We start from the raw sequence: 9,638 nt of genomic DNA, 5'->3' as shown, positions 1-9,638 counted from the left end.
TTTTGTATAAACGGTTTTCGCCGTAGTTGCGCACATACGTCTGGTATCTGCGGTACTCATCGGCGTAATATTCCGGGCGCATATGGCCTCCGCAGCCCCAATTTTCGTTGCCGACGCCGAAATACTTGAGCCGCCACGGCTTTTCCCGTCCGTTGGCCTTTCTCCAGTCGGTCATCGGCGATTCGCCGTCGAAGGTCATATATTCGACCCATTCCTGCATCTCCTGAACGGTTCCGCTGCCGACATTGCCCGTGATATACGGCTCGCAGCCCAGCATTTCGCAAAGCAGAAAAAATTCATGCGTGCCGAAATGATTATTTTCGACGACTCCGCCCCAATGCGTATTGACCATCCGCTTGCGCTTATCCCGTGGTCCGACGCCGTCTTTCCAGTGATATTCGTCGGCAAAACAGCCTCCCGGCCAGCGCAGCACGGGAATTTGGATGCGCCTTAGCGCCTCCACGACATCGTTGCGAATTCCTTTCGTGTTCGGAATGGCGGAATCTTCGCCGACCCAGATCCCCTCGTAAATGCACCGTCCCAAATGTTCGGCGAAATGGCCGTATATTTCCCTGCTAATAATTCCTTCCGGCAAATCGGCATTCACGATTACTTTGTTGACCATGCAGCATCTCCTCACCTTAAGAAATCACCAAGAGTTTCCTCTTTGCAAGTATTGTAGCATGTAATATATAAAAATCCAGCGCGATTTTGCGCGCGACCATACAGCTAAAAAGTAGCTGCAGGGGCGCCATCCGGGAGGCTTTGGCAAAAGCCAAAGACGCAAGATGCCTGTCAAATATAGTCAACATACACTGTTTGGTTCTTGATCTGGTACAAAATGAGATAGCATTTTTCCACGAACATCTTATGGTATTTATTCCAATTGGATTGGCATTCGATTTGGAATCGAAACAAACGCCATTTAATGCGCGCCGTACTTTCTCCCCGTTTGGCTCATACGCTATTACTGATAGCGCTAATTTTGCAGCAGCGAAGGAGGGGTACACATTGCCGGAGCCATTGTTTATCATCTCCCGCGAGGATTGGTCCTTGCACCGTAAAGGCCATCAGGATCAGATGCGGCACAATGAAAAAATACGGGAAGCGATCAAAAAAAATTTGCCCGATCTCGTTTCCGAGGAAAATATTATTTTGTCCAGCGGCAAGCGGGTTGTCAAAATCCCGATCCGCAGCCTGGACGAATACAGGTTTCGCTACAACTTCAATAAATCCAGGCATATCGGCCAGGGCGACGGCGAATCGAAAGTGGGCGATGTGCTGGCGACAGATTCGGCGCCCGCTTCCGGCGACGCTAGCCAAGGCGCCGGTGATCAGCCGGGCATCGACATACTTGAGGCGGACGTAACGCTGGCAGAAATTGAAGAGCTCGTATTTGCCGAACTGGAGCTGCCCAATCTGCAGGAAAAACAAAAGCACCAACTATATGAATCCGAAATCCGCTTTAACGACGTGCGCAAAAAAGGGCTCATCGCCAACATTGACAAAAAGCGCACAATCCTGGCCAACATACGCCGCAACGCCCGCGACGGACACCCGCAAATCGGCCGAATCTCGCCTGAAGATTTGCGGTTCAAAACATGGGAGGAAACGATAAAACCCCATTCCAACGCCGTTATCCTCGCCATGATGGACACTTCCGGTTCGATGGGGGATTTCGAAAAATATATCGCGCGCAGCTTCTTTTTCTGGATGACCCGTTTTTTGCGCAAAAAATACGAGCATGTGGAGATTGTTTTTATCGCGCATCATACGGAAGCAAACGAAGTGAGCGAGGACGAATTTTTCCATCGCGGCGAAAGCGGAGGCACCATCTGTTCTTCCGCATACCAGAAAGCGCTGGAGATTATAGCCGAACGATTCCCGCCTGAAGCGTACAACATCTACCCGTTTCATTTCTCCGACGGCGACAATCTGACCTCCGACAATGAGCGCTGTCAGAAATTGATCGGCCGGTTATTGGAAGCAAGCAGCTTGTTCGGATATGGGGAAGTGAATCAGTACAACCGCACCAGCACATTGATGAACGCCTTTCAGCATATCTCGCATCCGCGCTTCAAAACATGCGTCATCCGCGAAAAAAGGGAAGTATACAAGGCGATGCTGACGTTTTTCGGCAAAGGCAAAAGCGGAAGCGGCAGCGCTTCATGATAAATGCGGTTTTCCGGCATTCATCGATTGTCAAACATACATTGCTTTAAAAAAGATAAAGGAGGAACGGGCCGCATGACGAACGACGAAATGAAGCAACTTGAGCTTGCCATCGCCGAAATCACCGAAGTGGCCACCGAATTGGGGCTGGACTTTTATCCGATGCGCTTTGAAATTTGCCCTGCCGATATTATTTATACAATCGGTGCGTACGGAATGCCGACGCGCTTCAACCATTGGAGTTTCGGCAAAGCCTTTCATCGCATGAAGGTGCAATACGACTTGGGATTGTCGAAAATTTATGAGCTTGTGATCAATTCCAATCCATGTTACGCTTTCCTGCTCGAAGGCAACACCCTCGTGCAAAATAAGCTGATCGCCGCGCACGTGATTGCGCATTGCGATTTTTTCAAAAACAACATCCGGTTTAAAAATACCAACCGCGATATGATCGAAAGCATGTCCGCCTCCGCGGAGCGAATCAGAGGGTACGAACTGATCCATGGCACCGAAGCGGTGGAGCGGTTTATCGACGCGGCGCTGGCCGTGCAGGAACATATCGATCCCTCTCTTGTGAAACCGTTCGTCATTGCCGAGGAGGAAAAACGACGGAATGAGCGCGAACCGCGGAAAACAAAGATGCCGAACCAGCCCGGCGGCAAACCGGGAGATTATGATGATTTGTGGGATTTGGACAAAGACGGCGCGCAACGGGACGAACACAAGGAAAAGCAGCCCGATTCCAAAAGGACGTACAAAGATTTAATCTGGTTTATCTGCGAGCACGCGCGGGGATTGGAAGATTGGCAGCGCGATATTTTGACTATCCTGCGCGAAGAGATGCTCTATTTCTGGCCGCAAATCGAGACAAAAATCATGAACGAAGGCTGGGCTTCGTATTGGCACGCGCGGATTTTGCGAAAACTGGATCTGACTTCGGAGGAAACGGTGGAATACGCCAAACTGAACGCCGCTGTTATCCAGCCGTCGCGCTTAATGGTGAATCCGTACTATCTCGGCTTGAAAATATTCGAGGATATCGAACAAAGATGGGGACGGGAAAAACTGTTCGAAGTCCGCGAGTTTGACATGGACACCTCTTTTATCCGCAATTATTTGACGAAACAACTGACGGAAGAACTCGACCTTTACGTGTTTGAAAAGGAAGGCGCCGAATGGAAAATCTCGGACAAAAAATGGGAAAACGTGCGGGAACAGTTGATCCGTTCGCGCGTAAACGGCGGCTTCCCTACTCTGCTTGTCGAAGACGGCGATTATTTGCACAACGGCGAGTTGTATATCAAACACGCATACGACGGCATCGAGCTCGACATCCGCTACGTGGAAAAAACGCTGCCCCTGGTATATGAACTTTGGGGCAAATCCGTCCATCTCGAGACGGTCATCGAAGACAAGCGCGCGTTGTTTTCCATGGAAAACGGGCAATTGAAGCGGAAATTTCTGACTTGATCATGATCGTCTGCCCAGGCGTTGCGCCCGCTTGATTTCGCGTTTCGCCTTGAAATAATACAACAGTTCGTACATCACCGGAACAACAATCAACGTGAGCAGCGTAGACGTGACCAAACCGCCAATGACGACGACAGCCAATCCGGTGGAGATCAGCGCGCCTTCGCCTAGGCCCAAAGCGAGCGGCAGCAGCGCGCAAATGGTGGCGATAGCCGTCATCAAAATCGGGCGCAGCCTGGTTCCGCCGGCTTCCAGCAGCGCTTCGCGGATGATTGCGCCCTCCCTGATGCGCTGCTGCACGCGGTCGACCAGCACGATCGCGTTGGTGACGACAATCCCGATCAGCATCAGCATGCCGATCATGCTGGCGACCGAGATCGGCTGCCTGGCGATCACCGTTCCGGCGAACGCGCCGATTACGGCAAACGGCAGCGAAAACAGCACGGATAGCGGCGCGCGCCCATTGCCGAACGCGATGATCATCACAATGTAAACAAGCGCGACCGCCACCGCCATCGCCATCTGCATGTCGCTCATCATGTCGGCGATCTGTTTGTCGCTGCCTTCCAGAATATATTGCGTGCCTTCCGGCAGCTTAAGCGTACTCAGCTTCTCTTTCAGCCTGCTGTTTACCGCGCCGCTGTCCTGCGCGCTGATTCCCCCGGTCACCATCGCGTAATCTTCGCCGTCGCGGAGTTGCAGCACGCTCTGCACTTCTTTTTCAGTGACATCCGCAATCGCCCCGACGGCAACAGGCTGGCCAACCGGCGTAACGATCATCTGCTCGGAGATTGCCGCGGCGGAATTCAAGCCAAGCCCCGTGACGGACAAAATCAGATCGCTTGCTTTCGTGCCGTTGCCGAACGTTCCGATCGTTTGCGCGGACAACAGCGGCCGAATCGCGGCCGCCGCCTGGACGGTCGTCATGCCGTATTTCAACGCGTCGGCGGGGCGGATGCGGATTTCCACCGTTTTTTGCTTTTCCAAAAGCGTATTGGAAACATTTTCGGTGCCCTCGATTTGCTTCACGGCAGCGGTGATCGCTTCCGTCGCCTGATTGATGTCCTGTCTTGTTTGTCCGGTGACGATAATATTGATGCCGGGCCCGGCCGGGCCGACGCTCACTTCCTGAATATTCATCGTGGAGTCTGTGTCGCGCAGATCGTCGCGGTACATTTCTTTCAATTGCCGGATAAAACGGTCGACTTCCGTGTCGGGATAAAGTTGCGCTATCCATGTCGCGACATTGCTTACGCCCGCCGTCATGGAAACCGGATCAAATTCGCCCTGCGGCTGCCCGACCGTCACCTGCGAGAGCGCCACTTCGCCTGTTTCCCGCAGTTTCTCATCCATCTTGCGCGCAAGCGCATCGACTTCGAGCAAATCCGTTCCCGTGGGCATCTTTAAATTCATCATGATATATTTTTCCGGCTGTTCCGGGATAAACGTAACGCCGGCAATCTTGATTAGCGGATACGAACCGCCCAACAAAACCAGGGACAAGAGCAAAACGGCGAGTTTATGGTTTAACGACCAACCGAGCAGGCGCTTGTACGATTTTTTCAGGCGCGTTTCCGCATGCTCTTTTATCCGTACTCTTTTGAGCAGCAAATAGGCCAACGTCGGGACGACCGTCACCGCGACAACGAGAGACGCCAGTATGGAAAATACAACCGTCAGCGCAAAAGGCGCAAATACTTTCCCGATTATGCCGCCGACAAGCCCGAGCGGCGCAAAAACCGCCACCGTCGTGATCGTCGAGGACGTAATTGCGGCCGCAACTTCGCCCGTCGCATCCTTGACCAATTCTTTCGTTACCTTTTGCCCTTGCAGGCGCCGCACGATGTTTTCGATGACGACGATGCTGTCGTCGACCACCCGCCCGATCGCCACCGCAACTCCGCCAAGCGTAATAATGTTCAGCGTTACGTTGGTGAATTGCTTCAATAGAATAAGCGCCGCGAAAATGGAAAGCGGGATCGAGACGATCGCAATGAGCGTCGCCCGGAAATTGCGCAGGAAAACGAGGATGAGCAACGAAGCGAACAAAGCTCCCAACAGGCCTTCGCGCAGCGAACCGTTAACCGATTTTTTGATGTCTTTGGCCGCGTCGTAAATAACATCCAGCTTTACCTCTTTGTTGTTTTTCAAGATGCGCTGAAGCTCGGACATCACCGCATCCGACACATCGACGGCATTCGCGTCGTTGTTTTTGATGATATTGACCGCGACGCTCGGTTCCCCTTGCACGCGCGAGATCGTCTCCGGCGCATCCGCGCCGACCCGGACATCGGCAATGTCGGCAAGCCTGACCAGAGGCTGCGGGTTTATGACGAGCCGCTTCAATTCGTTGATATCGGTCATCCGCCCGGTTACCATAACCGGCACCCGCATGTCGCCAAACGACGCGACGCCTGCCGGAATGGATACATTCATCGCTTGCAGCACCTGGCTGACCTGCCCATAGGAGATACCCGCCGCTCTCATTTTGGCGGCGTCCAGACGGATAAAAACATTGTCGGACAAAAGCCCGAGCGTTTGCACTTTGCCGACGCCATCCAGCCCTTGCAGCGCAGGGACGATTTTCCCCGCCACAATTTCCTGCAAATCGTTCATGTCGGCGCCTTTTTCCGCGGTAACGGACAAATACATCATGGGCCCGCTGGAAAAGGAAATTTTGCTGACCGTCGGGCGCTCCACCTGCGCCGGCAGCTTGACAGCCGCAATCGCTTCTTCAATTTCGTCCTTTTTTTCATCCATATCGGCGTCAAAGCCAAATTCGAGACTGATGGTGGCCACACCGCTGGCGGAGTTGGTCATCACCGTTTTTACGCCGGGAATATGCTTAAGCGCGTTCGCCAACGGAATCGCCACTTCATTTTGCGACTCCTGCGGCGTCGAACCGGGGTAAACCGCCGTCACAAACAAATAGGGAATCGAAATGTCCGGCATCGACTCTTCCTGAAACCTGGTGGATGAATAGATTCCGCCGGAAATGACAAGCAAAATCAAAAGCAATATGGCCACCGGGTTTTTCAGGCTGAATTTTGCCAACAAAGACATGCCGTTACCTCCTAAAGGCTATGCTGGTTAAAGCGCAACGTTTTTGGCCTTTACCTGCAGCCAATCGGTGCGATAAAAGCGAATCAAAAGCGTCAAACCCAACACCGTCAAGTAAACGTACAGGGATATCCAGGCCCCAATGCTGCCCAGATCAAACAGAAAAGTAAGCACATAAGTGAGCGGCACGAAGAACGCCAAACTTGTCATAACCGCGGCTTTCAGCAAAAACGCCGTATCGCCGATGCCGCGCAAGCCGCCGGCATAGTAATTGAAAAGTCCGTCAAACAGCTGCATAAAGGCGGAAATGCGGATCAAATCAGCCGCCAACGCCGCCACATCGCGGTTCGTCGTATAAAATTGCCCGATCCGGTCGGCCAAAATAAATTCGCCAATACCCAAAGCAAGCAAAAACAAACTGCCGATAACAGCCGTGTGCGTGCCGAATCTCCGCCCTGCCAGAGGCTTGCCTTTGCCGACTTCCTGCCCGACCAGGATCGTCGCCGTCGAACTGAATGCAAACGCGGGCATAAAGCCCAGCGACATGACATTCAACGCCACTTCATTCGCGGCAAGCGCATCGATGCCGAGCCTGCCGACAAAGGCGGTAAAAATAAACATGGAGATGCTCATGGCAAACTCCTGCAAGCCCAGCTTGCCGCTCTCCCGCAATATAAGCCGCGCTTCCGGCTTGTTAAAGGCGGTGCGCCGCCGTGTTTGGAAACGTTTGTGTAGACGAATAAAATATACATAAAGGCAGCCGAAAAACCCCAACAGCTCGCCAAGCAAAAACGCCCAGCCGGCGCCTTGCAGCCCCATTTCCGGGAATCCCAGCTTGCCATACGTCAGAACATAAGTGAAAAAGATCATCACGCCGCAGCCCAGAAAAGACAGCACCGCCGGAGTTCTCGTATCGCCGATGCCGCGAAAAAAACCGTGAAAAACAAAACTGAACAGACCAAACACGAGAGCGGCAAAGCGAAACCGCAAATAGGCCGTGCCCGCTTCCGCCAACACCGCCGAACCGACAAAGCGCAAAATGCTTCCGGCAAAAATCGCGCCGCACATCACAACGACGCTTACTCCCAAACAGTAGTACAATGTAATCCAGGTGCGCTCAACGCCTTGCCGCATCGTTTGCGCCCCGAAATTTTGCGCCACCAGGTAATTGACCGTGTTGCCCAACCCCGAAAACAGGGCCCAGGCGTTATAGATGATAATATTTGAAACGCCGACCACCGCGATGGCAGTTGACGCCAAATGTCCAACCATGATTAAATTGATCGTACCGGTCAAAGTCATGGTGGCGAACGATACGACGGATGGCAACGCCAACCGCAGGATGATGCCCCAAGGATTGAACAGCAACCGTTTGCCCATACGGATCGGCCCTTTGCAAAAAAGTGTCCACGTTGCCGATTTTAGCTGATTAACAGCGAAAAAACAATGAACGCCGCCGCCAACCCACAGCGCATACAAACTTCGAAGGAGCTTTCATCATGAATAAAAAACGTTTATCGCTCGCAATCGTTGTATTTTTATCATTGGCTTTGTCCGGATGCGGAAAAGAAGCAAATTCGCCGATCGCTACACCTGCGACGGAAACGGCGAATCCGGCTTCGACGCCCGCAAAAACGGCGCAAACAAGCGAGCGGATTTCGCCCGAACAGGTGCAGGCGATCGCCATCGCTCCCGCGGAAATCGTGCTGCCGCCGAGAACCGCGGATGAACAAGGAACAAAAGCGCAATCGCTGCAAATTTCCGCGCGCCTAGCAAACGGCCAGGATGTTTCGTTGGCGAAAATCACCAATACGGATGAAATCGACTTTACAAGCAGCGACCCGAAAGTTGTCAGTGTTGACAAAAAGGGCGAATTGACCGTCGCAAAGCAGGCGGAAACAGGCGACACAGCCACGATAACGGCTTCCTACCACGGGAAAAAGGCAAAAGCGCATATCACCATCAAATATTCGCTCGCCGCAACCGTTAAAGTGAACGCGGACGGCGTGGAAGTGGTCACCAATCCGGACGATGTCGCGGTCGTGGCCAACAAAAAGCGCAATCTGCCCGCCGATTACGCGCCGGACGATCTCGTGGTTCCGAACGTGCCGTTTTCCTATAATGAAATCGTTGAGAAAAGGCATCTGCGCAAAATCGCCGCGGACGCCCTGGAAGCTTTGTTCGCCGGCGCCAAAAAAGACGGCATTTATTTGTACGGCGTGTCGGGCTACCGTTCCTACAAGACGCAAGTAGCGCTGTTTGCGGCATATGTCAAGCAGCAGGGAGAAGAAGCGGCGAACCGCTTCAGCGCCCGCCCCGGCCAAAGCGAACACCAAACAGGCTTGGCCATCGACGTATCGAGCGAAAGCGCCGGATTTGCCCTGGACGAAAAATTCGGCGAAACCAAAGAAGGCCAATGGCTGGCTGAGCACGCCCACGAATACGGCTTTATTATCCGTTATCCAAAAGATAAAGAGGCGATAACCGGCTACATTTATGAGCCGTGGCATATTCGCTATGTCGGCAAAAAAATCGCCGCGGAAGTGTATGAGAGCGGCCTGACGCTGGAAGAATACTTCCAGGACGCCGGCACCGTTCCAGCCTCCGGCAAATAACGGGGCCAAAATCCCGCTCGAAAAACGGACTCACACCCACCGCCGCCGCGGACGGATAAAATTAGATGGATTTTCTCCAATTAATTCTCGTTTGATTACCGTTTAGTAAAGATTAAATGGATTTCATCCAATTATTTGTGGCTACAGCCGCCCAATTGGCAACAAACAAAAAAGTGACTGATTGTGAAAATCAAAAACGCTGGTGATGTTCCGCGCATCTTTGCAAAGCAATGCGCGGAACATACCGCGAATTACCGATTGAGCAAGCTCCCCACATATTTTAGCAGTTCATTCGCGCACACCGGGCAGTATTTGTGCTCA

Annotated in this window: 6 protein-coding genes and 1 pseudogene; 3 read left to right on the top strand and 4 right to left on the bottom strand. The window is 52.7% G+C overall.

Translation table 11 applies throughout. The features are described from left to right. Both VF260_04915 and VF260_04910 read right to left on the bottom strand, forming a co-directional pair. A partial coding sequence (locus VF260_04915; GenBank protein HEX7056522.1) for an alpha-N-arabinofuranosidase occupies positions 1-625 on the bottom strand: 625 nt, incomplete at its 3' end. Positions 626-795: 170 nt separating this feature from the next. After that, positions 796-882, bottom strand: a pseudogene (locus tag VF260_04910) (type II toxin-antitoxin system RelE/ParE family toxin). A gap of 129 nt (positions 883-1,011) precedes the next feature. On the opposite strand from VF260_04910, the gene yhbH reads away from it, so the two are divergent. After that, on the top strand, positions 1,012-2,172 hold the full coding sequence (yhbH, locus tag VF260_04905) for a sporulation protein YhbH (protein HEX7056521.1): 1,161 nt from the start codon (positions 1,012-1,014) through the stop codon (positions 2,170-2,172). A gap of 75 nt (positions 2,173-2,247) precedes the next feature. Next, a complete protein-coding gene (locus VF260_04900) occupies positions 2,248-3,642 on the top strand; it encodes a SpoVR family protein (protein HEX7056520.1) in 1,395 nt (464 codons plus the stop codon). On the opposite strand, the gene VF260_04895 is transcribed toward VF260_04900, so the two are convergent. After that, positions 3,643-6,705, bottom strand: coding sequence for an efflux RND transporter permease subunit (locus VF260_04895; protein ID HEX7056519.1), 3,063 nt, complete (start codon positions 6,703-6,705; stop codon positions 3,643-3,645). Positions 6,706-6,732: 27 nt separating this feature from the next. Continuing rightward, the gene (locus tag VF260_04890) at positions 6,733-8,082 is read right to left on the bottom strand and encodes an MATE family efflux transporter (protein HEX7056518.1); all 1,350 of its coding nucleotides are present in this window, start codon (positions 8,080-8,082) and stop codon (positions 6,733-6,735) included. A gap of 119 nt (positions 8,083-8,201) precedes the next feature. Between VF260_04890 and VF260_04885 the strand changes: the two genes are divergently transcribed. Next, positions 8,202-9,317 carry a M15 family metallopeptidase gene (locus VF260_04885; protein ID HEX7056517.1) on the top strand — a complete coding sequence of 372 codons (1,116 nt, stop codon included), beginning with the start codon at positions 8,202-8,204 and terminating at the stop codon, positions 9,315-9,317. The last annotated feature ends 321 nt before the right edge of the window (positions 9,318-9,638 follow it).

Source organism: Bacilli bacterium (assembly GCA_036381315.1).
Classification (GTDB): domain Bacteria; phylum Bacillota; class Bacilli; order Paenibacillales; family KCTC-25726; genus DASVDB01.
This window is presented reverse-complemented; position numbering and strand designations above follow the sequence as displayed.

Excerpts from the sequence above, each read along its gene's own strand:
- VF260_04895 (HEX7056519.1), bottom strand. The coding sequence starts at position 6,705 with ATGTCTTTGTTGGCAAAATTCAGCCTGAAAAACCCGGTGGCCATATTG.
- VF260_04890 (HEX7056518.1), bottom strand. The coding sequence starts at position 8,082 with ATGGGCAAACGGTTGCTGTTCAATCCTTGGGGCATCATCCTGCGGTTG.
- VF260_04900 (HEX7056520.1), top strand. The coding sequence starts at position 2,248 with ATGACGAACGACGAAATGAAGCAACTTGAGCTTGCCATCGCCGAAATC.
- VF260_04885 (HEX7056517.1), top strand. The coding sequence starts at position 8,202 with ATGAATAAAAAACGTTTATCGCTCGCAATCGTTGTATTTTTATCATTG.